Source organism: Pseudomonadota bacterium (assembly GCA_026390555.1).
In the GTDB taxonomy this organism is placed as follows: domain Bacteria; phylum Bdellovibrionota_C; class UBA2361; order UBA2361; family OMII01; genus OMII01.
In genome coordinates this window covers 55,661-80,217 of record JAPLFS010000072.1, presented here as the reverse complement: position 1 = coordinate 80,217, position 24,557 = coordinate 55,661, and the positions used below count along the sequence as shown (strand labels likewise).

The following is a 24,557-nucleotide window of genomic DNA, read 5'->3' as shown; positions in this document are numbered from 1 at the left end:
GTGCTCAAGCTCAACTAACAACTTATCAACAAGTTATGAGTCTCCCCCCTCGAGCACCCCCCTCCAGCCCCTGCGGGGCTGAGGAACAGCCGATGCTACTGATTTAAGACTATGTGTTCAAAGAAAGGGGACCTTGACAAAAGGACTTTAAAGCCGTACAGGACCGAAAGGTACTCAAGCGCACCTCCCAACATCGCGCCAATTAGATTAGCGCCAAAGACCCGTGAGGATATGGAGGTGGCCATAAATATCTGAGCAAAAACTCCACCAGCAAAGAAGAGGGGGGAGTAAACTAGGGTGATAGCGAGCACGATACGCCAGAATAGCGGAAATGGTAGCAAGGCTTCGTAAGGGATTAAGAAATTCGCGAAGATAGAACCGAACAACGCTACATACAGAGCAGCAGTAGGAACCGAATACTGACGAACGATCGCGACGGCGAATAAATTCATGAGCAGTACGCCAATGATGCTCACTGCAGCAACGATCCAGGTTGATCCAAAGAGTAGTCCAAGCTCAGTAATACTCTTAGTTTCAATTAGCATGAATCCCACACCCAGCCAGAAAGAGCTCCAGGGAAAGGCTTGTCTTACTGCGCTTCGTATAAAGATTGCCCTGCCAGCAATCGCGGCGCTAGCAACTAATACTACTAAGGCCAAAAGATGGTAGGGTGAAATGATGCGCTCCCGCAGAAACAGAAATGGCCAATCATCAGAAGGTAGTGTGCTTTCATCGATATTTGCCGTTGAGAAGCTACTTAATACATCTCCATCAAATTCCCAGGGAGACGCAGCCCCTTCAAATTGATTTGAACTGACACCAACGGCAGGCTTTTTAACAAGGAATGTCACGGTCCCAAGGTAGCCATCTATAAACTGAAAGGGTTTCTGCTGAGTTGCCTTTTGCAAAAGCCCCGCAATTTTTGCATTAATCCAATCAAGTCCGGCAAAACTGATTGAGAGTGTTCCACCCGGCCTAACAAGTTCATAGGCCCTCTGCATGCTCTCTACTGTGTAAACGTAACTGTCGGCTCGAACAGATGAAAAACTGCTGATCACGTTTATCGAATCAAGGTGGCCAAAGCTCACCAGATCAAACTGCTCATTGGAGCGAGCCATGAAAGCGCGCGCGTCGTCCTCGACCACCTTTATTCGCGGGTCAAGGTAAGGCTTCATGGGATGGATCTCTTTGCCAAGTCGAATAACTGCCGGATCGATCTCTACAGCGGTCACTGAAATTGCACCCATGCGTAGAGCCATCGCAGCATCGTTACCCGGGCCAGCTCCCAATATCAATACGCTCTTTGGTGGCTCCTTAGTTTGATAGGGCAAAGAGTAGTGTTCGATCGCCTCATGTAATGAAGACTCATTAAAGGAATGAACCCCATCCTGCCTATGCAACCTAACGGCTTTTGGCTTTTTAGTCAGATCAAAGTTGAGGAGATCAAAATAGTAGTACCCATTCAAGAATCCGAGGTATCCAGGAAAGAGTTCCTGTCCGTCCACCTTTTGAGAGGGATACGGCAACCAATGCACACGATGGTACGGGGACCACCAATATTCCGAAGCTACAGCCTCTGGCGCTGGTTTGTCCCCTTGCGGTATCTGCGGAGTAGTTCCCACCGCAGCGAGCAAAATAAGAACACCAAGGGTGACCATCGATGATCTTATTAGTTGTACTCGCACCGTAAGCAAAGGCAACGCCCCTAATAGAACCAGAATAATTCCAAATTTAGGAGATAGGCCTAGAAATGCCGTCAATGAACAGCCGATCACTCCCACTATGCTTCCAGTCAGGTCCCACATGTAAGAACGTGATGGGGGGAGCTCATCAAGTGCTCGTCCCAAAAGTTGACCGAGTGGTACGAATACAAGCACAACAAGCGTAGTGAGTCCGAAAAAGCTAGTAAAGAGTAACAACAGGTCAAACCAGTACCCCACTGATGTCGAGTGGTACCAAAGAAATGAGTTGTCTCCCGTGGGCAAGAAAACGGAGTTAAGGTTTAACTCCGGGGCAAATAAGGCAATCAGCACCAAGAGCCCCGAAATAGGGTGAAAGAACCTCATCAATGAGGCATTTGAATGCCCCGCTAATCCGGTACCTAAACCAAGCCCAAGAAACGATGCCATTAATACGAAGTTCTTGAAGAATAGAAAGAACCTGATCTCCACACTGAGATAGCGGATGAGGAGAAGTTCGAAAAATAATGCTAACGCACTAATAAAGAGCAATCGCCAGAGTTTAAGCGCGGATATCATCAGGCAACAGTCAATTAATAGATGTCATCTGACAAGATGCAAAATTACAGCTCGAAATCGCCACCTAGATAGTAGCGGCGCGCCTTCTCAGATTTGGAGATGGCTTGAGGGGTGCCCTCTTCAAGAACCTTGCCGTCGACCAGAATATAGGAGCGATCGCAGATTCCGAGGGTTTCTCGCACATTGTGATCGGTAATTAGCACCCCGATCCCCTTCTTCTTGAGGGTGGAAACGATCTCCTGAATATCCTTAATCGCAAGCGGATCGATCCCAGCAAAGGGCTCGTCTAACAGGATGAACTGAGGATTTCTAGCCAAGCAACGACTGATCTCAACGCGGCGACGCTCTCCACCTGATAGTGAACTTGCGAGGTTGCTCTGTAATCCTAGCAATCCAAGCTCATCGAGTAGTTCCGTCAGACGCGCTTCACGTACCTGCTTTGAAGGAAAATCCATCGTCTCTAAGATCGCCAGCACGTTATCTCGTACCGAGAGCTTACGGAATACTGAAGCCTCTTGCGGGAGATATCCTATTCCATGGCGCGCGCGCATATACATCGGCTCTGCCGTTATGTCGCGATCATTAAAGGTGACTGAACCGGTATCTGGAGCGGTTAATCCTACGCACATATAGAAGGTGGTGGTCTTACCGGCGCCGTTTGGGCCGAGTAGTCCAACAACTTCGCCGGCTTTGACCGAGATCGATACACCATCTACAACCTTGCGGCCGCCGTATCTCTTCGTCACATTATTTGTTTGTAGGGTACTGAGCATCGTTATAGTTTTAGAGCTTACCTGCGTCTGTGGTTAGGGTATCTATCATGTCGCTCGTTATCGTGATGACCGGCAGCTTCATCAGAGAGTAGGGACTTGAGCAGGTGTAACCGCTGAATATCTTCGCGTGATAGGCAGGCAACCTCAAGGAGTCCTAGTAGCTCCGGCAAGAGAGCTGAGCGTCGGTATGCACCTGGTTTAAAATCTCGTACAGGGGTATCGCGCACACGTGACCAGAGGGAGAGTAACATCTGGATTTTTTCTCGCTCTTTTCGTGGAACGACTAGACGGGTAAAGCAGGCACCCAAACGCTCCCCTAGATCGGAGGCTTGCGGCAGCATATCTGCAAGATCCCTCAGCCAGATCGAATCCCCAGCGGTAAAAAGTGCGATGATGGTGAGCACGACGGTTGGAGAGATCTCTGTACCACTGAGAACCAGGTCGTCGATCTTCTCAAGACATTGGCTGAAATCACTTTCAGCCGAGAGTAGTCGCGCATTATTTTCAAGTAGCTCGGGTAGGATATGTTCAAGCAGTCCGGTATCTCCAAGCAGCGATAGAATAGTAAGGAAACATCCGGAGGAGAAATCCTTTTTTAGCTCATCAAAGACCCTTACCTGAGAACATTGAGTAATCCAAGAGGAGTGCTCAATAATAGCGCTCCAGCAGCTACGCTCTATGCTAAAGCCGTTGCGAGCAGAGTGGCGCACAACGCGCAGCATACGAACTGGGTCCTCCTTAAAGCGTATCTCCGGAACTCCTATGACACGAACAACACCCTCTTTAAGGTCCTGCATGCCCCCTACGTAGTCGATAATCTCCATCGTTGATACGTCGAGAAAGAGTCCGTTGATCGTGAGATCTCGCCTAACAGCGTCGGTTGCTTCGGTCCCATAGGTGTTGTCATTTGCAACGGGCGAGGCTTGCTCGCCATCGGAGGGTTCAGATGCTTCGACAAGATCGCGAAAGGTAGAAACTTCAATAGCCTTGCCGTGAGAGAAAAAGATATGCGCCAGTTTAAAGCGGCGTCCTATAATGCGGCAATTACGGAAGAGAGATTTGATCTCGCGCGGAGTTGCATCGGTAGAGATATCAAAATCCTTCGGTGTTTTGCCGATCAGGATATCGCGCACACCGCCACCAACTATATAGGCCTTAAACCCTGCGCGTTGAAGTCGGTACACGATCTTGCGAGCATCATCATCGATGTCGTTTTTTCCAATAGAGTGCTGACTAGCCTCGTACGTGGTGCCCTCGTTGGGGGTTGAATCGGTGTTGTATACAGGTGAGGGTTCGATCGGAATCATGAGAAGTTAACTATACTGCTTATCGTTGTTTATCACGGTAGCACATCTACGAGTCTTTGCAGTCGGCGTGTATTCGCACCATGTTAGAGAAAATAGGGGTAGAAAATAAGGAAATCAATATCTTACAAGCCTTTCTCCTCTCTGATCTAGTGTACGAGTGTTGTTTAGAATTCTCAAGTAAAGCTGTTAAAAACCGCCCAACGGGCTTTGGTAGAACGATAGTTGCCTAAATGTAGACGGGTGAATTTTAAAGAAAGGATCCAATTACAGGCCTAATTATTTTGATTTAAGACGTAAGTTCAACGGGTTATGGATTGCTAGGGAAGTTGATAGGCAAACTTGTAGCTCAAGAAATTTGGGCACCTATCCGACTGTTAACTATAGGCAAGGGGGCTATGAATAGCTCCACTGCTGTGAAGTCCCTGTAGAAGTATAATCGTTTAAGTTACAGGGAGAGAGGAGAGAAGTTGGCTCCACAAGATGTGGAGCGTAATAAACGATCCGTACGGTGTTAAATGAGAGGGCGAGATCGCAAAAAGATGCGGCTCCCCCCCACCGTCAAACACTCATGGAGGAGTGCTATATGGCTAGAGCGGTATTTCCACACGAGGTCACTGATCCAGATTTTCAGTGGCTGCTTTCCACCTACTGCGAAGCGCATCCCGCGGCAATGATGATCGATATTAGCTGTGTACCTGTTGTAGTTCTTCTCTTTGATCAGAGGATAGCTATTAGGCAGGAGCATGGAGCAACGGGGGGGCTACTGGCGCTACCACCCGGCCAAGGGGAGGAGGGTGATGCATCCGCGCAGAAAAAATAGTGGGTCATCATTCCAGTGGATGATGTTGGGATGGGCGGGTTCAATAACTCCCCCCCCCCCCCCCCGCACCCACAAGGATAAAGATGCGGCGAAGCCCTTGGAGCGCCACTCTCTAGAGCGGCAAGAAAGGAATCAGGTGGGCGATCTTTTTCGTGGCTGGACTAGAGTCGAGGGCTACCAGTGCTACCGCGCCTCTTCTACGGCTACCCAGGTCCTGCCCTTGCCCAAACAAGATCCATAAGATTGACTACCACTCTATATAAAGCTCTCCGTACGATTCTGGAAGGACCTCGCAGCGATAGTTAGTTTGAAGCAATTTCCAGACGGAGCCGTTACATTGAACAACGTACTGAGCTGGATCTGCGCGGGCTACAAAGGGCCCCTGTTTTTGTTTGGATATCATCTCATATCGACGGTTCTCCACCTTTGCGTTCTTGGAGTCTTTCACCCAGTTTAGGATCCAGAGTGAGCCGGAGATAAGGGCGCAGATAATTACGACTATGCCGAAGATCATAAGCTCGGCTTCGCCCTTCTGGGAGCGTTTTGATCGATAGTTCAAATCCTTTGAGCCGTCTGACATAAGAACCTTTATAGCCTCACTCCATAGTAATATCGGAGCACAGGCGCTGTATATCTTTGATACTGTTATGGTTCGAAATTGAGCTTTTGTGCTGTTAGAGGCCGCTCTTTTACGAGCAGCTCTTTGGGGATCGCTTGGGTAGTGCGTAACTATTTGATTTGTAACGTCTTGTCAGATGGATTTGCCAGCACGATCCAGGCTGTATATGGGGCGTAGGTACGAGTTTCTATGAGCTCATGTACCGCCCTTGAGTGTTGTTCAGAGAGCCCTGCATAGGGATATTCAATAATGCAGATAGCCGGGCGAGAGAGGGTTCCAAGTAACGCCGACTTGAGTAGTTGTAACCTTCTGTGCTCTGAGAAACTTAGTAGCGCAATCGGCATACCAAGAGTTATCTGATTAAGATCTAATAGTGTAAGGAGCTCAAGAACCTGACGAGTTTTTGGCAATGCACGGAGTACCCCAGTTATCTGTGAGGCAGATGAATTTAGGATCTCAGAGAGAGAGAGTCCACGAAACAGCACCTCGCTAGCCGGAGCGCTAAAGCGCATACCGTTACAGGTATAACAGGGGAGAGCAGCGGGGCGCTCACAGCCAGGAATCTTTTCAAGAATAACTCCGGCCGCAAAACATGTTGGACAGCTTGCCGAGGGGCGCTTTTTAGATCTAATTGAGAGATCCTTAGCTTGCAGACCCCGTATTCGCGCATCAAGTGAGGAGGCAAATAGCTTAGTAAGTGGTTCAAAGAGAGCGAGCTCCTCGATTACGAGCCTTCGAATATTACCGTAATAGCTAAAGAGCTCAATAGCGCAGGGAGAGAGCTTATGCTGTGTTTCAAACAAGACCCGTGAATCATCTGGTGCTCCCTCTAGCGCAAGCAGTATCTCTCTGGTTGATATACCAGTGGCACCTGGGTCGTAGTAATAATCTCCCAAGCCGATAGTAAGGACGGTTGAATGGTCAGGTGCGCTCTCTTTAATCTTTAGCGTCCCAAGTGTTAGCGCTGGAATCGAGTTAACTGTAACGCCTTTGGTCCGTAACGGTTTGCGGAGAGCATCTCCGATAATGAGTGTACCGTTACGTTTTGATCGACGCGTTATAACGTCACGCATGTTTTTAGATCGCTCCTGAGTAAAGATCTCTTGGGGCAGGTCGATCAGAGTTGTGTCTAAGGGGGCAGCTCGACTAAAGCTAGCAAGAACGGAGAGGCTTGCTAGCTCCTGCGGCGGAATCTTGGCTACCGAGTAGCCAAGAGGATATATACCCAGTCCAATAGTGCACAGATCTTGTTGAAGCTCCTCAGATATAATGTCTCTTAGGGGTGAGGTTAGACTGAGCTGCGCAATCGGAGTGCAGAGTAGGGCTTCAAGCGTTACACCCGCCACATTTATACCACGCTCTATGTATCCTGCTGTACCTGATGTAGGTCCATTAACAAGCAACTCATCTATACGCTTTCGATATATTGGGGGCAGGACATGACGGCAACGTTGACATGCGCCGTGGGGCGCATAGATCGTCTCACGTACAGCACTAGACACAGAGACGATTAGATGTGGGATATTCCAGGCGCTTTGTATTAATTGAACTACTCGCGAGGCTAACTGCTCCCCTGCGTGAAGTGAATCAATTAGTACGCGTTGGTGACCATTGCTTAAAAGTTCACATGTAAAGCCAGCCCTTGCTGCCCAATCAGTGAGCGTTGCAGAGGTGCTAGTCAGCGATATGGAGATCTCGTCAGCAATATGATCAGATCTGATATCTCTTACTAGTTCGCTAGCACTACGAAATAATTGACACGGCTCGCCGCAACCTGGACAAGAGAGAGAGGGGCTCGTAAGGAAGAGTTGAAGCAGGGGAGCATGAAGATTAAGAGCGGAAAGGATCGTGCGTGCCTCATGGGCCAGTAGGGCAGGGGAGGTATGTTGTAGGCGCATATCGCAGCGGATCTCATGCTGTGCAAGTAACGGTTCCGGAATTTCGCCGTTTCTCACAGAGTCAAGGAAGTTCGTAACGCGTTGAGATTGCGCAAAGGCATTCTCAATCCATAATAGAGAGAGCGCGGAGAGATCTTCTCTCTCCTCTACCGTGCCAGATTCCGGAAGGGCTCGGGAAAAGGCCTGATATGCGTCTGCTGTTGCTCCTGCTGTTCCTCCTGCACTGGCACATAGCGCATAGTAGCGCGCCGCCGAGAACCCCCGCACGGTTATAGTTCTGGAGCTGCTTGTTACAGGCATCTATACATTGACCTACCGTAACTATTCACCCCAGTATAAACTTGTCGGTGATTAAAAGGATTCGATCTTGCGATCGGCCCTAAAGACCCACCCTTTCTTGTCGTCCCCTGATCGGGGACGCTCATTTTGGGGTGAATAGTTATTGTTTTCACCCCAGCTTGCTCCGCAAACTCGCCCCTTGATAGGGGCTAACGCACACGGATCTAATCGGGTGAATAGTTTTATTCTTACTTTACCTTAAAAGCCTTTCCTTAATCCCCTCAATCCTCTCGATGACGATTCTCTGATAATTCTCAAGCAGCTCAGCAGAGAGAGCCTCAAAACGCATCACTAGTACAGGTTGGGTGTTCGATGCACGCACAAGCCCCCAGCCGTTCTCGAAGTTAACCCGCACCCCATCAATAGTATCAACATCGTAATCTGGAAAGGCCGACTGCGCCTCCTTAGCAATAGCGAACTTTATCTCCTCAGGACAATCAACCCTAATCTCAGGTGTTGAGAGCATCGGAGGAAGCCCAGCCAGAAGTGATGAGAACGGCCCGGTATGTTTGCTCATGATCTCGACTAAACGGCTAGAGGCGTAGAGAGCATCATCGAAGCCAAAGAATCTGTGCTTAAAGAAGATATGACCGCTCATCTCTCCGGCTAGATCGCCCTTGGTCTCTTTGAGTTTACTCTTGATAAGCGAGTGCCCAGTCTTCCACATAATGGCATTGGCGCCGCGCTGCCTTAAGTCATTGAAGAGTAGGCTCGAACATTTTACGTCGCCAATAATCGTAGCGCCTGGTTTCTCAGCCAGGATCTCCCTGCCGTAAATTAGCAGGAGCATATCGCCAAAGACGATCTCTCCACGCTCATCAACGACACCGATACGGTCCGCATCCCCGTCCCATCCGATGCCGAAATCTGCTCTGTTATTCTTAACCGATGCAACCAGTGCTTGGATATTCTTGAGTACGGTCGGATCTGGATGATGGTTTGGGAAACGCCCATCTGGCTCGCAGAACAGTTCAATCACCTCAACACCAAGGGCTCTTAGAACCTCTGGTCCGATCATTCCCCCAACACCGTTACCGGCATCAACGACCACCTTTAGCTTGCGGGGGCCCATATGAGAACGGGAGTTCTCTATTAGATTATTGATATACGGTTGGCGAATATCAACTGTGCTAATGGTGCCGCGCTTCGCTGTGGGCTGCTTAGTAAGCACCTGCTCACACCGTACCTGTAGGTCCTGTATCTCGGCACCAGAGAGCGTTTGCTTGCCTAGCAGGATCTTAAAACCGTTCATGTCTGGGGGATTATGGCTCCCTGTTACCTGAATACCTCCCCCTAGATCCTGAGAAAATACCGAGAAGTAAAGTTGAGGGGTAGGACCCATCTCTGTGCACACAACGTCCAGACCCTCTTCAGCTAGCCCCTCAGCGAGTGCCTGAGCGTAGGCAGGGGAGCTTAGGCGACAGTCATAGCCAACTCCGATACGGTTGAGGTTGTTCTCAATAGCAAGGGTTGCATAGGCCCTACCCAAGATGCGCGCGAACTCCGGTGTGAGCTCAGTATCTACGGTTCCTCGGATATCATATTCTCGAAAAATAACCGGATTTATCTTCATGCGTAATTCCTTTTCCTTTATGCCGTTATAATTTCTTATCTACAGAGTGATTTTTATACAGGTCACTTACAAAGTAGGAAGAGAGGCGCGCTTGAGTTTTTTGCTTCTGAATAGATGAACGAGCCTCATCTCTAAGTGCTTTCTGGTTCTCTTCGTTATCACTATCTTCGCCTGCCGCAAAGCGTTGTTCAATAAAGAATATCTGGACCCCCTTATCACCCTCAATTGGCCTACTGTGAGAGCCAGCTTTTAGTGCAAAGACCGCATCGAACACATCACGGCTAAGATCCTGCTCGGCTATAAGCCCTAGCGAGCCACCCTCAGCACGATTTGGTCCATCAGATAGGCGTTGTGCTACGGCATTGAAGGCCTCGCCAGCCTCAAGTGCGCTTAGTACCTCAAGCACCCTAGCCTGCAGCTCTTCGGGGGATCGACGCTCCGAGGAGATAAGTATTGTGGAGAGCTTTATAGAGGTGGTTGTATGAGATAATACAGGATGATCGGTTAGATACTGATCGATCTCGCCATCACTGACACTTGCACCGCCCCGCATAACAGCCGAGGAGAGTTTGGTCCTTAAGATGTCAAATCTAACCTGTTTTTTGTACCAATCGATCGATTGCCCCTCCTTGGCGAGCGCCAACTGAAAGTCCTTGATCGACATAGAGTTTCTAGAGGCGACCTCCTGTACGTAATCCTCGACCTCCGCATCTGAGATGGAGAGGCGCTTTGCGGTAGCCTCCAATTCAACTAACCTTTCCAAGATGATAGCATCGAGCGTTTTAATAGCCTCTTGATCGCTCGCAGCCTCTCGCAAGCCGAGTCTACGGGGAGGCATTAAACGTGCATTAAGGTCACTTAGGGTGATCGGCTTATCATCAACCGATGCCACTATAGCATCGAGTACGATCTCTTCTTTTAAGTCGTTGTTGGCGATCTTAGCTTTTGTTGTCTCTGGGGCCGCCCAACATGGCAGGATGCTCATAATAATAGGGAGAACAGCGATCCAGCGATGGGGTGTTAGGTACATACTTAGTGAATCTTATTAGGTTGGTGAGAGGTGTGCAAGTAAGGCAGTCTCCTATTATAAGTTAGCCGAAGCTAACCCCTCAGAGCCGCCGTAGCCAACCGTTTCGAGCACCTGTAAGACACGACGGAAAAGATCTGGGAGCGAGGCAGTCTCACCTTCCTTTAAAATAATTGAGAGCGTATTCCCGCGACCAAATCGATAGGTATGGGGGTGCTTTTGCACTAATTGCAGGGCCTTTAGTCCGTCAACCCTTGTATTACAGGTCGGTTTATATCCATCACGCAGCAGCGCTAGTGGGCTAAAGGTCAGCGATATCTTAAGCGGCGTGAGCTCCGATTTAACAACTCCATATGCACGTAACAGCCCGCGGTAGCGCATCAGAAGCATAAGGTTATCAACCTCAATGGAGCAGGGACCGAAGCGGTCCTCGATTTCGCTTTGTAGATCGGCGGCCTCGTCGTTATTACGTATGTTTGAGAGGCGTTGGTAGAGCACCAAGCGCTCCCCTATATCGGGTACATAGGCTTCAGGAATAAAGGCATCGACCCCAACGATACGTATGTCCGGATCGATAATGTCCTCCAATTGAGGCTCCTCGCCCTTTAGGTCCGCTACCGCTTCATGAAGAATACGGCAGTACATATCGAACCCAACCGAGAGCACGTTTCCCGACTGTTCCTTACCAAGTAGATTACCTGCGCCGCGAATCTCTAGATCCCTAATGGCTAAGTTAAAGCCCGCTCCGAGAGAATCTAGAGACTGTAAGACCTTGAGGCGCTCATGCGCCTGTCCGCTTAGGGAGCGCAGGTGTGGAACGATAAAGTAAGCGTAAGCCTGGCGCTTGGCGCGTCCCACCCTTCCCCGAAGTTGATAGAGCTGGGCAAGCCCAAACTGATCAGCTCGATCGATTATGATCGTATTAGCGTTTGGAATATCGAGCCCTGATTCTACGATAGTAGTAGAGATCAAAACATCTATTTTGCGTTCGAGGAAACGACGCATAATCGGTTCTAGCGTTGTTTCGCTCATCTGCCCATGCGCAAACTCAAACTTGGCTTCCGGGACAAGCTCTGCCAGGTGCGCAGTTATCAGCCCGATATTCTGGACGCGGTTATGAATATAGAAGGCCTGTCCACCGCGCCGCAGCTCTCTCAAAATCGCATCTCGCACTAATGAGTCATCACGCTCAGCAACGTAGCTCTGTATTACCTTGCGATCGACCGGAGCTGTATGGATTAGGCTGATATCGCGAATATCAAGGAGGGACATATGCAGCGTGCGTGGGATGGGGGTCGCTGTCAGGGTCAGCACATCGACGTTAGTTCGGTAGGAGCGCAGCCGCTCCTTCTGTTTTACTCCGAAACGGTGCTCCTCATCTATAATAAGAAGCCCGAGGTCCTTAAATTGCACATCCGGCTGTAATAATCTGTGCGTACCGATAACGATATCGATCTCACCGCGAGCGATAGCAGCGAGCGTTTTTTGGTTCTCAGCAGGGGAATAGAAGCGACTAATGGCACCGATCTTGGCGGGATAACCGGCAAAACGTCCTGCAAAGTTTTTCTTGTGCTGTTCGACCAAGATGGTTGTTGGTACTAAGATCGCAACTTGACGGGCGTGTTGGAAGCACTTAAACGCGGCGCGAATAGCCACCTCAGTTTTCCCAAAACCAACATCACCACATACTAAACGATCCATCGGCTTATCATTCGCCAGGTCATTGAGGGTCTCCTTGATAGCTTTGCGCTGATCGGGAGTTTCATCATATGGGAATGAGTCGGCGAAGCGTTCATCCTCTGCCCCAAGAGGTTCGAACCTCCAGCCCCGTGCGACTGAACGAGAGGCATATAGTCTGATCAGGTCTCCAGCCAGCGTTACGATCGAATCGCGAATCTTTTGCTTAGTTCTAAACCAGCGCGTTGAGCCGAGTTTATCGATGTGCGGTTGTTGACCCTCTGTGGCCACGAACTTCTGAATCTTGCCGATCTGATGAGCTGGTAGGTAGAGCCGACTATCGGAGTAATCGATCTGCACAAAATCTCCGAGCACACCCTCAACTGTCAGGTGCTTGAGTCCCTGATAAACCCCGATGCCGTAGTCAATATGCACGACGAAGTCTCCCTCTTTAAGGAGCGAGAGTGTGCTAAGGAGTCTTTTGGCGCTGATCTGTGGTGTTTTACTAGAGCGGTATGAGCGCTCGCTAAAAACCTCGTTTTCCGAGATAAAACAGAGCTTTTCTTTAGGTAGTCGACAACCTGAGTTTAGGTGGCCAACGATAATGGCGACGGCTGGACGACGGGGCGCATTGATCCAACCCTGAGCGGTGCCGGTCAGTACCGGAGCATCTGAGCCGATATCCAGTAGGATCGATTGGAGCCGTTGGGCACGCGAGGTCGAGCCGACGCTGAAGGCGACTGAGAAGTTTTTCGAGCGCCACTGATTTAGATACTCCTTAAGGGGCTGGAAGGCCTGCCCACTTCCGACCGCGCTATGCATCCTTGTTGCTAGATCGAGGGTGCTCTCAGATCTAATATTAATAGAGCTATTTTTATCAAGTGAGTCATCGATCCCGGATAGTTCGTATGAGATGAGGTTTGTAAGTTGAGCCGAGGCGGTATCGTAATCGATGTATATATCGGAGGCCTGTGGGATTAGGTGCTGCTCCTCTACCAATCTGCTAGCGCGCTCGCTGCTTATCTCAGAGAACTCCGCAAGCGAGCGCAGGATCTGATGCTTGTCTACGGCGTGCACGATAGTATTTGCGGGAAGAATGTCGAGCAACGTTGGCAGGGGTGGTGCTGCAATGTACTGCAGCAGCTCAAGACCTGGATAATCGTCACCCTGTTCAAGGGCCTGCAGGATCTTCTCTACTTCGCGCGGAGGGGTCCCCGTTTGAACGGCACGTTCCTTGAGTTTGCGAGTTACCTCAGGCCGGTTCTGTGCGTACCAGAGCGGTAGCAATAGCTCCCGTACGGGAAGGATCTCAACCTCAGATATATCTATATCCGCCAATGAGCGCTGCGAATCGGCGTTAAAGCTCTGCATGCGAACGACAACACCTGATCGTATCTCAATACGTACCGGATGTTTAGTGCTGCTGGGAAAGAGATCGATTACTGAACCTTTCGCGCTGAACTCCCCGATCTCATCCACCGTCCTGGATTGTGAGAATCCAGCATCGATCAGGCGACTAATAAAGCTCTCGCGATTAAGGGGCTCGCCGACGCGTACGATTGTCCGGAGAGCTGTGATTGATGCTGGGGGAAGGATCCTTTGAAGCAGGGATTCCGCTGTAGTAACAACCAAAAATGAAGGGTTAGTTGTCATCTCATAGATAGTCTTTATCCGCACAGCGGAGAGCTCTGCTCCAGGAGATACCGGCTCCAGGGGTAGGGTCTCCCACGATGGAAACATCGTTGCGGCACCATTTCCCAGAAAAAAATGCAGATCATCCAAGAGATCCTCGGCTGTTTTTCGATCGGGGCAAACTACAAGGGAGCGCGGATGCTCACGAACGGTCGAGGCGAGAAACCAACCGCAGGCGGAACCGGAGAGTCCGATCACCCTTTTTTTAAGAGCAGTAGTTGGTTTCTTTAAGGGTGACATAGGCGCTATGCGATAATACTAAGATGTGACGATAGGGTAAAGGCAGGGACCGCTTAGTCCGAAACTTATCTTGTAGTTTTCTCGATATTCACTTGGAGTGTGCCGGATAGAGGACTTATTTAGGGCTTAGAACTATGGATATCGAGGGGATCTTTGAGGTAGCGCGCTTAAAAAGGGCCTCAGATCTACATCTGCGTGCTGGTATGCCACCGATCATGCGTATAGACGGAGATCTGGAGCCGCTTGCTATGGAGGTCCTCTCGAATGAGGTGATCGATAGTATCATTGGTGGGATGCTGAGCACGCAACAACTAAACCTCTTTGAGCAGGGGCAAGAGGTGGATCTCTCGACCTGTGTAGGTGGGGGTAGGTGTCGAGTAAACGTGTTTCGACACAGTCGAGGTGTTGGGGTTGTGTTTCGCTTGATTCCTCAAGAGATCTCGTCGCTGCAAGCGCTTGAGATGCCAGAGGTGGTATCCAAGGTCCTTAGTAGAGGAAAGGGGTTGGTGCTGGTAACGGGTCCAACCGGTTCGGGTAAATCGACAACGCTCGCTGCAATGATCGATCACCTGAATAAAGAACGGGCGGGGCATATAGTTACGGTTGAGGACCCGATAGAGTTCGTACATACCTCAAAGCGCGCCCTTATAACGCAGCGTGAGGTAGGGGGGCATACTGTAAGTTTTTCAGCGGCGCTACGTGCGGCTTTACGCGAGGACCCCGATGTTATTATGGTTGGGGAGTTGCGAGATCTTGAAACTATACAGCTGGCCCTTACAGCGGCTGAGACCGGGCACCTAGTTTTGGCTACCCTGCATACAGCGAGCGCTGCAAAGACGGTCGATCGGATTATAGATGTATTTCCGGCTGAGCAGCAGGCGCAGGTTCGGGCGATGTTTGCAGAGTCGCTGGAGGCCGTAATTAGTCAGCGTTTAATAAAGAGGGCGGGAGGTGGTCGGGTGGCGGCGATTGAGGTGTTGATCGGTACTACAGCGGTCAGGCACCTTATCCGAGAAGGTAAATCACACCAGCTTTATAGCGTTATGCAGACATCGCACCAGCTTGGTATGCAAACGATGGAGCGACACCTAGCCGAGCTTTCAACGCGTGTGGGCCTAGCACTTGATCTCGGCTCTGTTTAATTTAAGCTTTCAAACACCTCAACTGCGTGAGGATCACCTTAATGTTCAAGTTACTGGAAAAAATCTCTCAGAAATCCCCGCTCATCGGATGCGCTATATAATCGCTAAGGGGCAGGGCACTTAGAGATGCTTGAGCGCCAGCAAGCATTCTAAATGGTTACTTATCTTTCCTTCTTCAGGCGATCTGTAGGTTATTGAATTAATTCAATCTCGGCGCATTGATAATACGTGAGATAGGTGCGATTTCGGATTACAGGTAGCTGTTATTTGCTATATACTTAATAGACACCTATGGACGAGACCACAAAATCTATCGTTGAGCGCGTTGCAATTCGCTTTCCCAAGCCGACCCTAGTGCCGAGTGGGCATGTCTGCTCGGTGTTCTTCGACTGCTTCCAACTTACCCCGAGCGATCACGCGCGGCTTGCAGCGGATGCCGTCGGTCACCTGGAGCACGACGCCTTTGATATCGTCGTTGGCATAGCATACAGCGGGATCCACTATAGCGCCGCAGTTGCAGGAGGGCGTAAGGTTGTAATCCTCCAAAAAGATGGCAGATTTTTCGGACCCGATCTTAAGGGACTACGGGTCATGGTCGTCGATGATGTTGTGTTTTCAGGACGCCATATGCTCGAAGCGGCGGAAAAAATTGAATCAGAGGGTGGGCTCGTCGTCGGATACACCTGTATTATCGATCGCTCTTCAGGGAAGTTTCCGGATGCAAGCACAGGAGCAGTTCAAAGGCCTTTGTGGAGTGCGTTCCAGACCGATATGGAGTAAACTCCAGTCCGTTATTACCTCGTAAGGAACCCCATGTCTGATACTAATCCCTGGAAAAATACGGGCACTAAGCTTATCTATGAAAACCCCTGGATCCGGGTACGAGAGGACCAGGTGATCTCTCCTACGGGGAGTGTGGGCATTTACGGTGTGGTTGAAACCAGACTAGCAACTGGGGTGGTTGCTCTTACGGATGATATGCAGATCTATCTGGTCGGACAGTATCGTTATCCGGTTGAGGAGTATTCGTGGGAGATTCCTGAAGGTGGGGCCAATCACGGTGAGTCTGGTCTTAGCGCAGCACAACGTGAGCTTAAGGAGGAGACCGGTCTTACCGCCAAGCAGTGGGAGCGTCTAGGAGGAGAGGTGCACCTTAGCAACTGCTTCTCAGATGAGCGCGGAGAGCTTTTTCTTGCGCGGGGATTAACTGCTGGGGATGCAAGCCCAGATGATACCGAGCTCCTTAGGATTAGATCTATGCCATTTTCTGAGGCCCTAGAGATGGTAGATCGTGGCGCTATTAAGGATAGCCTCTCTATAATCGCCATTCTAAGGGCTGCTCGGTTACTTTATCCTAACGGTGTGTTGTTGAGTTGAACAGATCGTGAGTTTTCTAGAGACACAATCTGCCAAGGGCTTAATCAAAGAAGCGAAGCTAGATGCCGTTAAGATCGGAGCAGGAGAGACCTATCTTCCGGCGCTAGGGGTCTTTCTAGGTGGAACGCCGCTGCAAATTGGAGCACTCTCGACATTACCGTTCCTGATTGGGGCGATAGCACAGAGCTGTGGTATGTGGCTTGCGGAAAAAGTGCGCAGCCGACGGCAGCTCTCAATTCGATTGATTCGTACACAGGCGTTACTCTGTCTTCCGATCGCAGTAATTCCATTTGCATTCGAGTCGGGCTGGTATGCTGTCGCCATATTAATCGCTGTGGCGGCACTGTATCAGATCACAATCGGTATGCTTGCGCCGGTCTGGAGCAGTCTCGCCGGGGACATTATACCACCAACATCGCGCGGCGAATTCTTTGGATTTCGCAATAAGTGGATGGCGATCCTGACCTTCGCCGGTGTGCTCTTCGCCGGACAGGTGATGCACTACTGCTCAGAGCGAAAGATGACAGAGTGCGGATTCCTGGTGATTATGACGCTGGCCGGAATCGCGCGCTACCTCTCCGCATCTCCACTAAGCACGGTCTCTGACCCGCTGCTGCACGTTCCGCATGAGGCGAAGTTCTCATTTTGGCAGTTTATCAGCAGAGCAAAACACTCGAACTTTGTTAAGTTTGTGTTTTTTGTGTCGTTCATGAACTTCTCGGCCGCTATCTGTGGGCCATACTTTGCGATGTATATGCTTAATAATCTCTCCTACTCATACCACGAGTACACACTGGTTGTTGCTGCGGTAATGTTGGCGCAGTTCCTAGTGATGCGCTCCTGGGGGGCTATTAGCGACCAGTTCGGTAATCGCAAGATCCTGACCGTATGTGGGACACTCGTTTCGTTTAATCCCTTATTATGGTTGATATCCTCTAAGCTCTGGTTCGTTATCCTCGTTCAGATTTACAGCGGGATATTCTGGGCAGGGTTCAGTCTAGCGGCCGCCAACTTTGTGTTTGATGCCGTTAGCGTATCAAAGCGCGCGCGCTGCTTCGCCTATCAGGCCATTATTAACGGCGTGCTGGTATTTGCTGGGTCGTTGCTCGGTGGTTTTTTAGTAACGCATGTGCCCTCCACGTGGGGCAGGCAATTAGCCTATTTCGTAGAGCCTTCGCCCTTCCTTGTGCTCTTCGCTATCTCAGGCGTACTCAGGGCGTTCGGGGTTTTAGTTATCTTGCCAACCTTTAAGGAGGTTCGGCAGGTAGAGAGTATTCGGGGGCATCAGTTGCTGATTAGAATCAGTTCAGTTAGACCGATCTGGGACGCCACCTTTGCGTTTGTCTCAAATAGTTATGAAGTTGTATCTGGTCGCAGGCGGGGGCGGTAGATTGTGATCTTGCAACGTTTTGCCTCTGATGAAAATAGAATTTAGGTACTACTAAAGCCTTATTAAAAACGGGTATCTCAGCTTGGAGGCACTCTGTAAGTGGCGCAGAAAATGAGCTGTAGTAGTTCGGTTAATTTAGAGCTAATATCAGATGTTACTGTTTTTGGAGATATTTCTATGTCTGGATGGTTTTGGATCGCCGCTGGGCTCGCTCTGTGTATCATGGAGCTAGTGGTTATCTCTGGATTCTTCCTTTTTCTACTGGGAGTATCCGGACTGCTGCTCGGTCTATTAGTCTTAAGTGGGCTTTTCCCGACCTGGCCGATTCAGGCCGCTGTATTTTCAGTACTAGCTGTCATAAGTTGGCTTGTCTTTGGAAAGCGGCTTCAGGGTGCCATCGGAGTTGCTAAAGGCCGAGCTGATGATACCAAAGGGAAAGAGATTAGAGTTGTTGAAGAGATCGCTCCAGGGCAGCTAGGTTCCGGGGAGCTTTGGGGCTCGCCTTGGCGTATTAAGAATATAGATGCCGAGGTTCTCCCGGCAGGCTCTGAGTGTGTGGTGGTTGATACCGAAGGGGTAACGTTGCGAGTTACCCGCAAGAGATAATTTTCAAGTTCGCAGTCTACATAAAAATTACATAGATGGGGATGATGCTATGATAGGGATAGTTGCTGGTGTCTTGGTATTGCTTGTTATCACGACGATCTTCAAGGGAGCGGTGATCGTTCCGCAACAGATGCGTTATGTAGTTGAACGATTAGGGCAATACCGCGATACGCTCGATGCGGGATTCCATGTATTAATTCCTTATTTTGATATCGTGCGCTATCGACACTCGGTTAAGGAGCAGGTGATCGATATCCCAGAGCAGGTATGTATTACGAGTGATAACGTCCAGGTTGCTGTCGACGGAGTTCTATACATACGCATCATTGATGCACAGTCTGCTTCGTACGGTATCGATGACTACCTCTTCGGTATGACACAGCTAGCACAAACAACCTTGCGCAGTGAGATCGGAAAGATCGAGCTAGACAAGACCTTCGAAGCCCGCGCTCATATCAATTCAAATGTTGTGGTAGAGGTTGATAAAGCGGCAGAGGCTTGGGGCGTTAAAGTTCTGCGCTATGAGATCAAGAATATCACTCCACCACGGGAGGTTATCACCGCAATGGAGAAGCAGATGAAGGCCGAGCGAGAGAAGCGCGCTGTGATCCTCTCTTCAGAGGGGCAACGTGACTCGGCAATAAATGGCGCAGAGGGGGAGAAGCAGCGTCAAATCAAGGCATCCGAAGCAAGCATGATGGCTCAGATTAATACCGCCAAGGGTCAAGCTGAGGCCATCCTTGAGGTTGCTCGCGCTACGGCTGAGGGGCTGCGTATGGTTGGGCAATCGTTAGAGGTACAGGGTGGACGGTTGGCGATGGAGCTTCGTATCGCAGAGCAGTATCTTCCTGAGTTTGGTCGAATCGCTCAGACCGCTAACACGATTGTTATTCCGGCCAACTTAAGTGATGTTGCGGGCGTAATAGCCATGGCTAAGGGGATATTTAAGCCGTCAACGAACGGAGGCAGCGTTTCTGCAGTTGAGGGCGAGGCCCCACGTATTAACAGGTCACAGAACGGAGAGGAGCAGAGTTACTAAATATGAAAGAATTTGCGGCTCGTTGGGGCGTCCCGGTAGTGCTGGGGCTATTTGTTTTGGTGATACTGTTGCGCGAGGCTGCTCCACAAACCATCTTTGCGTCAGAGCAGGAACGTCTTCAATTTCTGCAAGAGATTGATGAGCCCTCTTCAACTAGGGTCGTAGCGCTGGTGACAGACTGGTGCCCGGCCTGCCGTTCCCTTGAAAGCTCCCTTAATACGGAAAAGATTCCATTTGCGCGGGTAAATATAGAGCAGAGTGAGCCGGGTCGAAAACTCTTTGAGAGGTGCGTAAAGGCCGGGGGATCTAGGGGCATTCCGAAGGTTATCTTGGACCGGGAGATGGTTTCATCGCGTGCTGTATTTGCTGAGTTCTCTGCGAGCAGAGAGGTAGTAACTAAAAGCGGCTTGCAATGATGCGCATTCGTCCGAAGTATAGCAGCACCTCGCTTTCATGAGTGGAGATATCCGAGCTGCTGAAATCTCTCTCTAGTGTACCTAAGTTGCCAGTCTCCTCCTCGGGGATCTTCATGGTTGCAAGCTCTTTGCAAAGTTTAGAGATAATGTTCCAGCGATTACTGCGGCTGTTAGAGTTACAAAATTCGACCCGTACCACGGGAGATGCGTGATCAAAGTTAGTATCATCGTTAACAGAGTCACAGATGCTGGAGGTTGCCTCAGAAGCAAATACAACGGAGTACTTACCAAAGTTTGATGAAAGGCCGTGTATTCGGACCAAAGAGCACGTTTCTGAATCTGTCAGAACCCCTCCCTCATCATCGTATAGTTCCTGTGAATCTTCTGTTGGAAATAGATCCGAGGATTCAGGGTAATTAAGATTCTCCTCCGGAGTAAATAGCTCATCTGAAAGATCGGCATCTTCTGTAAACTGCGACGCAAAAAAAGTATCGAGATCTCTTAGCTCCTGTTCCTTGTCAACGGAGCCAAGCTCGACCGAGCGCTCGAAACTTACGGTTGTTGGCGTTGAGAGGTGCGTGCTTGCGCGTAAAAGCCTCTCTACGGAGATGCTTGAACCGTTAGTTGCGTACATGCTAGCTGTGTGAATTAGGAGGCTTGAAAGAAGATTGCGGCCCGCTTGTGGGTTGAACTGCTTTGGATCGATAGTAGAAAGTATGCATCCCTGTTCGCCGTAGTCCGGTTGACAGTATTCAATAGCTTCGATGCCCCAGGCATGCCGACTATGCTTGCTATTCAGATCCTCTACCATGTGAGCTGATTGAATCGGTGCAAGGGTGGATAGGGTTTCTAGCACCAATTGCGGAGAGACCTCAGAAAACGAGGTCCCAGATTCAAATGTCTGAGTCCTCTCAGGCGCAAGGTGTTGGAAGCTACTACTTGTATCTGAAATGCCCAACAGATGACCGATTTTGTTGATACAGTCCCAACGCTCCTCAACGGATAGTCTGCCGAGTTCGAATCGAAGATTAATTATTGACCTACTGCTGTCAAGTTTCACTAACTCAACGATCGGATACTCAGGTTCACTTCGTGAGTCGATTACGCTTATTACATGGAGCTGCTCATTCGGCAGATGCTGATCTGAGAGTAGAAAGACCCTCTTCTGCTGAACTACAAGCGGTGTCGGCTCAAAGTAGGCAGAGATAAGCTCCGATCCTTTAATGCAGGTGCCATCATTAATCAGGTCGAAGAGTTCGCAGCTTACTAGATTAAAGAGATCGGGGGCGATCTCCGTAAGTATCTCTTTGATCATGGTAGGGCTTACAGCTGGTACTATGCAGGCGAACGGTATCTCGGCGCTAAGGGAGCGCAGAGTAGGAGATTTAAGGGAATTAAACGGCGAAGCCTCAGAAGCTTCGTGGATAGGCTTGCTAGGACTGTTTCTTTGGTCCGGTTCTAACACAACAGCTCCATACGATAGGTTACAGATTAACCCGTTCACGAACGCAGAACTGCCCACGCTCATTCACTCCTACCCGCGCTGCTACCACCTCTGAATCGTGCTGAAAGGCAACGATCGCATCCTCTTTGTGCGCTCGCTCTAGAAAGGCAAGCTTCTCTCGTAGCAGGGTCTCGGCGCATACGTCGTACCCCATATGATACGCTAGGGGCAGGTGATGTGAGGTAGGGATCAGATCTGTCGGAAAAAATATGCGCTCCCCCTCTCCAACCACCTCTAACCACTGCTGCCCAGCTGTGTGCCCATCAACGCGGTGTAGGAAAAGTCCCGGCACGATCTCAGTCGTTCCATCATAGAGCGCGAGCCGCGCCTTTTTTAGGGGCTCAATGTTTTCCATCAGGTAGCTCGCCTTGTCCTTGGGGGAGGGGTTTTGAGCCTGAGCCCAGTTGGCGCTCTGTAGGTGTACCTGAGCGTTGGGATAGGTCAGTTGAAGATCTCCCGCTGCATCACGATACGAAATGCCACCTGCATGATCAAAGTGCAGATGTGTAAGGATCACATCTGTTATTAGCTCTGGTTTATAGCCGCGCGCTAGCTCTGAATTCGACTTAATGCCGTAGAGTTGGCGTGGCTTTTCGCCCCATTTTTCGCCCATCCCTACATCAACGAGGAAGGTGCGCTGACCCTCCTCTATTACAAGTGAGCGACATACAAGCGGGATACAGTTCTCATCATCAGCGCCAATGGTGCGAGACCAAAGGTTTTTAGGAACGGAGCCGAACATGCACCCACCGTCGAGACGAAAGGAACCAAAAACTATTGGGGTAACTGTAAATCTACCAAGTTTCATATACGCCAGCTCGGTTGTCTTTTTTCGATAAAGGCTTGCATGCCCTCCTTGGCCTCTAGCCCAAGGCTAAGCAGGGCGCTGCGATCGGCCAATTCATGAAGGGATAAGAGGTAATCGCGCTCTGAAGAGTCGAGCATAGCAGCCTTAGATGCTCTTAGGGCAGCAGCACCCTGTTGCATAATATCCTGACAGAGCTTGAGCGCCTCTGCATTCAGGAGTACTGGCGGAACTATTCGATTAACGAGTCCTATCTCAAGCGCCCTGACAGCGCTAATACGCTCACCGGTAAGAACCAATTGAGATAGCGCCTTGTGCCCAACTACGCGGCTAATGGGGGCCATAACAACCAAGGGAGCAAGTCCAATTCGCACCTCCGGTAGTCCAAAAACTGCATCATCGGAAGCGATAGTGATGTCACAAGCAGCAGCCAGACCGCAGCCCCCAGCAAGAGCAAAGCCATGCACCCTGGCAACAACTGGAACCGGACAACGGTGAATCGTTTCAATCAGGGTTGCAATTGAGCCAAAAAACGCTCGACGGGAATCGGGGGAATCTGCGTTGAGCAGCTCGCTTAGGTCAGCACCCGAGCAGAAAGCCTCCGTCCCGGCGCTGCACAGTAGCACGCAGCGTGCAGAGGGCTGAGCACTAACGGATTTAAAGGCAGAGATAAGAGCATTGATAGTATCTGCCGTAAGACAGTTTCGAGACTCGGGGCGATTTATAGTTATCGTAATAAGAGTAGAGGAGCGATCCACTAGGACCAGTTCCGGAGTAGCAGTCATCGACTTACCTCATAGTAGAGAAGAGCTTAAGCGCATTACTGGTAGTTATCGCCGCTACCTCCTCAAGGGGCAACCCTTTTAGTGTAGCAAGACAGCGCGCCGTTTCAAGTACAAACGCAGGCTCGCATCTCTTTCCTCGGTGCGGCTCAGGAGCCATGAATGGAGCATCTGTTTCAACCATCATCTGCTCTAGCGGGATAGCTTTGCAGATAGTGCGGAGAGCCTCGGCCTTCTTAAAGGTCAGGGTACCTGGAAACGATACGAGGAAGCCGATAGCTCTTAACCGCTCGGCAAAGGCTGCGTCCTCAGCGTAGCAGTGAAAGACCCCACCAACCGCACTAGCATTTTTCGTTTCAAGGAGCTTCAGGCACTCCTCTCCAGCCTGCCTTGAATGAATAATCAGGGGCTTTTTAACGGCTAGGGCCAGCTCTATCTGCAACTCAAAGTATTCGTACTGTTTATCAATCGGCGCCAAGTTTTTAAAAAAATCTAGCCCCGTTTCCCCGATCGCAACGACCTTGGGGTGCTCGGCGAGTTTCTTGAGATCTGAGATATCTAAGTCTTGTCCAGCATCGTGTGGATGAATCCCTGCACTAGCCCAGATCCAATCATAACTTTCTGCCAGGGCGATAGCACCCCTGGTAGATGCCAGCCCACGACCAGCGCCGACCGTCAGGATACGGGTTATTCCATTGGCCCTGGCGCGCTCGATACACGCCTCCCTATCGATATCAAACAACTCAGAGTCTAAATGTGTATGCGAATCGAGCAGTTCAAGTGCCATAGCGCCTATCAAAGAGTGTAGCCGCTACCTGACACGTGAGCCGGAAGGTAGGGGCTTATCCGGCATAAGGAGCGCTAAAGCTCCATCGCTATCGGTCGAGGCAGCAAGTAGCATGCCCTGACTCTCAACGCCCATTAACTTTGCTGGCTTTAAGTTAGCAACGATAACGATCTGGCGACCAATGAGTTGCTCAGGCGTATAGTGCTGCGCGATGCCGGAAACGATCTGGCGCTTTCCGTGCTCTCCCAGATCTACCTGAATACGATAGAGCTTTTTTGACTTAGGCACGGCTTCAACGCTCTCGATAGTAGCGGTACGGAGCTTTATCTTTGCAAAGAGATCTATATCGATCTCTTCATCGGCTAGTACCGGCGGGGGAGCGCTAGGAGCTATTGGTAGGGGTACCTCTGTGGTTTCGTTTGGCGTATTCATTGATAGTCCTTAAATATATATAGAGTTTCTGTTAATTGAGGGGTGTTGTCTAGA

At 50.1% G+C, this 24,557-nt stretch carries 21 protein-coding genes; 8 read left to right on the top strand and 13 right to left on the bottom strand.

The window, feature by feature from the left end; translation table 11 throughout:
• Positions 1 to 95: 95 nt before the first annotated feature.
• From NTV65_10165 to NTV65_10155, 3 genes are all read right to left on the bottom strand, one after another.
• Positions 96 to 2,129, bottom strand: a complete 2,034-nt coding sequence (locus NTV65_10165; protein MCX6115558.1) for a hypothetical protein — start codon at positions 2,127 to 2,129, stop codon at positions 96 to 98.
• A gap of 173 nt (positions 2,130 to 2,302) precedes the next feature.
• Positions 2,303 to 3,031 carry an LPS export ABC transporter ATP-binding protein gene (gene lptB / locus NTV65_10160; GenBank protein ID MCX6115557.1) on the bottom strand — a complete coding sequence of 243 codons (729 nt, stop codon included), beginning with the start codon at positions 3,029 to 3,031 and terminating at the stop codon, positions 2,303 to 2,305.
• Positions 3,032 to 3,048: 17 nt separating this feature from the next.
• Entirely contained in the window at positions 3,049 to 4,338 is a 1,290-nt protein-coding gene (locus NTV65_10155) for a hypothetical protein (protein ID MCX6115556.1), read from the bottom strand.
• Between the two features lie 583 nt (positions 4,339 to 4,921).
• On the opposite strand from NTV65_10155, the gene NTV65_10150 reads away from it, so the two are divergent.
• Entirely contained in the window at positions 4,922 to 5,158 is a 237-nt protein-coding gene (locus tag NTV65_10150) for a hypothetical protein (protein ID MCX6115555.1), read from the top strand.
• Positions 5,159 to 5,405: 247 nt separating this feature from the next.
• Here NTV65_10150 and NTV65_10145 read toward each other — a convergent pair whose 3' ends face one another.
• From NTV65_10145 to mfd, 5 genes are all read right to left on the bottom strand, one after another.
• Positions 5,406 to 5,738: a hypothetical protein gene (locus NTV65_10145; protein MCX6115554.1), complete on the bottom strand. Its 333-nt coding sequence runs from the start codon at positions 5,736 to 5,738 to the stop codon at positions 5,406 to 5,408.
• 149 nt (positions 5,739 to 5,887) lie between these two features.
• Positions 5,888 to 7,975: a hypothetical protein gene (locus NTV65_10140; protein ID MCX6115553.1), complete on the bottom strand. Its 2,088-nt coding sequence runs from the start codon at positions 7,973 to 7,975 to the stop codon at positions 5,888 to 5,890.
• A 232-nt stretch (positions 7,976 to 8,207) separates the two neighbouring features.
• The gene (locus NTV65_10135) at positions 8,208 to 9,587 is read right to left on the bottom strand and encodes a phosphomannomutase/phosphoglucomutase (GenBank protein ID MCX6115552.1); all 1,380 of its coding nucleotides are present in this window, start codon (positions 9,585 to 9,587) and stop codon (positions 8,208 to 8,210) included.
• Positions 9,588 to 9,612: 25 nt separating this feature from the next.
• Entirely contained in the window at positions 9,613 to 10,617 is a 1,005-nt protein-coding gene (locus NTV65_10130; GenBank protein ID MCX6115551.1) for a peptidylprolyl isomerase, read from the bottom strand.
• 54 nt (positions 10,618 to 10,671) lie between these two features.
• A complete protein-coding gene (gene mfd, locus NTV65_10125) occupies positions 10,672 to 14,223 on the bottom strand; it encodes a transcription-repair coupling factor (protein MCX6115550.1) in 3,552 nt (1,183 codons plus the stop codon).
• A 134-nt stretch (positions 14,224 to 14,357) separates the two neighbouring features.
• On the opposite strand from mfd, the gene NTV65_10120 reads away from it, so the two are divergent.
• The 7 genes from NTV65_10120 (at position 14,358) to NTV65_10090 (ending at position 20,193) form a co-directional block, all read left to right on the top strand.
• Positions 14,358 to 15,365, top strand: a complete 1,008-nt coding sequence (locus tag NTV65_10120) for a type IV pilus twitching motility protein PilT (protein ID MCX6115549.1) — start codon at positions 14,358 to 14,360, stop codon at positions 15,363 to 15,365.
• Positions 15,366 to 15,656: 291 nt separating this feature from the next.
• Positions 15,657 to 16,145 carry a phosphoribosyltransferase family protein gene (locus NTV65_10115; protein ID MCX6115548.1) on the top strand — a complete coding sequence of 163 codons (489 nt, stop codon included), beginning with the start codon at positions 15,657 to 15,659 and terminating at the stop codon, positions 16,143 to 16,145.
• Positions 16,146 to 16,178: 33 nt separating this feature from the next.
• Positions 16,179 to 16,742 (top strand): NUDIX hydrolase, encoded by a 564-nt coding sequence (locus NTV65_10110; protein MCX6115547.1) that lies wholly within the window; start codon positions 16,179 to 16,181, stop codon positions 16,740 to 16,742.
• A gap of 7 nt (positions 16,743 to 16,749) precedes the next feature.
• A complete protein-coding gene (locus tag NTV65_10105; GenBank protein MCX6115546.1) occupies positions 16,750 to 18,132 on the top strand; it encodes an MFS transporter in 1,383 nt (460 codons plus the stop codon).
• Between the two features lie 111 nt (positions 18,133 to 18,243).
• Positions 18,244 to 18,738 carry an NfeD family protein gene (locus NTV65_10100; protein ID MCX6115545.1) on the top strand — a complete coding sequence of 165 codons (495 nt, stop codon included), beginning with the start codon at positions 18,244 to 18,246 and terminating at the stop codon, positions 18,736 to 18,738.
• Between the two features lie 49 nt (positions 18,739 to 18,787).
• Positions 18,788 to 19,777 (top strand): paraslipin, encoded by a 990-nt coding sequence (locus tag NTV65_10095; GenBank protein MCX6115544.1) that lies wholly within the window; start codon positions 18,788 to 18,790, stop codon positions 19,775 to 19,777.
• A 2-nt stretch (positions 19,778 to 19,779) separates the two neighbouring features.
• Positions 19,780 to 20,193 carry a hypothetical protein gene (locus NTV65_10090; protein MCX6115543.1) on the top strand — a complete coding sequence of 138 codons (414 nt, stop codon included), beginning with the start codon at positions 19,780 to 19,782 and terminating at the stop codon, positions 20,191 to 20,193.
• Here NTV65_10090 and NTV65_10085 read toward each other — a convergent pair.
• Genes NTV65_10085 through metG form a run of 5 tightly spaced genes read right to left on the bottom strand, consistent with a single transcriptional unit; the run spans position 20,174 to position 24,503 of the window.
• Positions 20,174 to 21,715 (bottom strand): hypothetical protein, encoded by a 1,542-nt coding sequence (locus NTV65_10085; protein MCX6115542.1) that lies wholly within the window; start codon positions 21,713 to 21,715, stop codon positions 20,174 to 20,176. The two genes, NTV65_10090 and NTV65_10085, sit on opposite strands and share 20 nt — an antisense overlap.
• Positions 21,678 to 22,505 (bottom strand): MBL fold metallo-hydrolase, encoded by an 828-nt coding sequence (locus tag NTV65_10080; protein ID MCX6115541.1) that lies wholly within the window; start codon positions 22,503 to 22,505, stop codon positions 21,678 to 21,680. Before NTV65_10080 ends, NTV65_10085 begins: the two co-directional genes overlap by 38 nt.
• On the bottom strand, positions 22,502 to 23,287 hold the full coding sequence (locus NTV65_10075) for an enoyl-CoA hydratase-related protein (protein ID MCX6115540.1): 786 nt from the start codon (positions 23,285 to 23,287) through the stop codon (positions 22,502 to 22,504). Before NTV65_10075 ends, NTV65_10080 begins: the two co-directional genes overlap by 4 nt.
• Before the next feature lie 4 nt (positions 23,288 to 23,291).
• A complete protein-coding gene (locus tag NTV65_10070) occupies positions 23,292 to 24,071 on the bottom strand; it encodes a TatD family hydrolase (GenBank protein MCX6115539.1) in 780 nt (259 codons plus the stop codon).
• Positions 24,072 to 24,095: 24 nt separating this feature from the next.
• On the bottom strand, positions 24,096 to 24,503 hold the full coding sequence (gene metG / locus NTV65_10065) for a methionine--tRNA ligase subunit beta (protein ID MCX6115538.1): 408 nt from the start codon (positions 24,501 to 24,503) through the stop codon (positions 24,096 to 24,098).
• Positions 24,504 to 24,557 lie beyond the last annotated feature (54 nt).

Coding starts and splice junctions, on each gene's coding strand:
- NTV65_10165 (MCX6115558.1), bottom strand. CDS start 2,129: ATGGCATCGTTTCTTGGGCTTGGTTTAGGTACCGGATTAGCGGGGCAT.
- lptB (MCX6115557.1), bottom strand. CDS start 3,031: ATGCTCAGTACCCTACAAACAAATAATGTGACGAAGAGATACGGCGGC.
- NTV65_10155 (MCX6115556.1), bottom strand. CDS start 4,338: ATGATTCCGATCGAACCCTCACCTGTATACAACACCGATTCAACCCCC.
- NTV65_10150 (MCX6115555.1), top strand. CDS start 4,922: ATGGCTAGAGCGGTATTTCCACACGAGGTCACTGATCCAGATTTTCAG.
- NTV65_10145 (MCX6115554.1), bottom strand. CDS start 5,738: ATGTCAGACGGCTCAAAGGATTTGAACTATCGATCAAAACGCTCCCAG.
- NTV65_10140 (MCX6115553.1), bottom strand. CDS start 7,975: ATGCCTGTAACAAGCAGCTCCAGAACTATAACCGTGCGGGGGTTCTCG.
- NTV65_10135 (MCX6115552.1), bottom strand. CDS start 9,587: ATGAAGATAAATCCGGTTATTTTTCGAGAATATGATATCCGAGGAACC.
- NTV65_10130 (MCX6115551.1), bottom strand. CDS start 10,617: ATGTACCTAACACCCCATCGCTGGATCGCTGTTCTCCCTATTATTATG.
- mfd (MCX6115550.1), bottom strand. CDS start 14,223: ATGTCACCCTTAAAGAAACCAACTACTGCTCTTAAAAAAAGGGTGATC.
- NTV65_10120 (MCX6115549.1), top strand. CDS start 14,358: ATGGATATCGAGGGGATCTTTGAGGTAGCGCGCTTAAAAAGGGCCTCA.
- NTV65_10115 (MCX6115548.1), top strand. CDS start 15,657: ATGGACGAGACCACAAAATCTATCGTTGAGCGCGTTGCAATTCGCTTT.
- NTV65_10110 (MCX6115547.1), top strand. CDS start 16,179: ATGTCTGATACTAATCCCTGGAAAAATACGGGCACTAAGCTTATCTAT.
- NTV65_10100 (MCX6115545.1), top strand. CDS start 18,244: ATGAGCTGTAGTAGTTCGGTTAATTTAGAGCTAATATCAGATGTTACT.
- NTV65_10095 (MCX6115544.1), top strand. CDS start 18,788: ATGATAGGGATAGTTGCTGGTGTCTTGGTATTGCTTGTTATCACGACG.
- NTV65_10090 (MCX6115543.1), top strand. CDS start 19,780: ATGAAAGAATTTGCGGCTCGTTGGGGCGTCCCGGTAGTGCTGGGGCTA.
- NTV65_10080 (MCX6115541.1), bottom strand. CDS start 22,505: ATGAAACTTGGTAGATTTACAGTTACCCCAATAGTTTTTGGTTCCTTT.
- NTV65_10075 (MCX6115540.1), bottom strand. CDS start 23,287: ATGACTGCTACTCCGGAACTGGTCCTAGTGGATCGCTCCTCTACTCTT.
- NTV65_10070 (MCX6115539.1), bottom strand. CDS start 24,071: ATGGCACTTGAACTGCTCGATTCGCATACACATTTAGACTCTGAGTTG.
- metG (MCX6115538.1), bottom strand. CDS start 24,503: ATGAATACGCCAAACGAAACCACAGAGGTACCCCTACCAATAGCTCCT.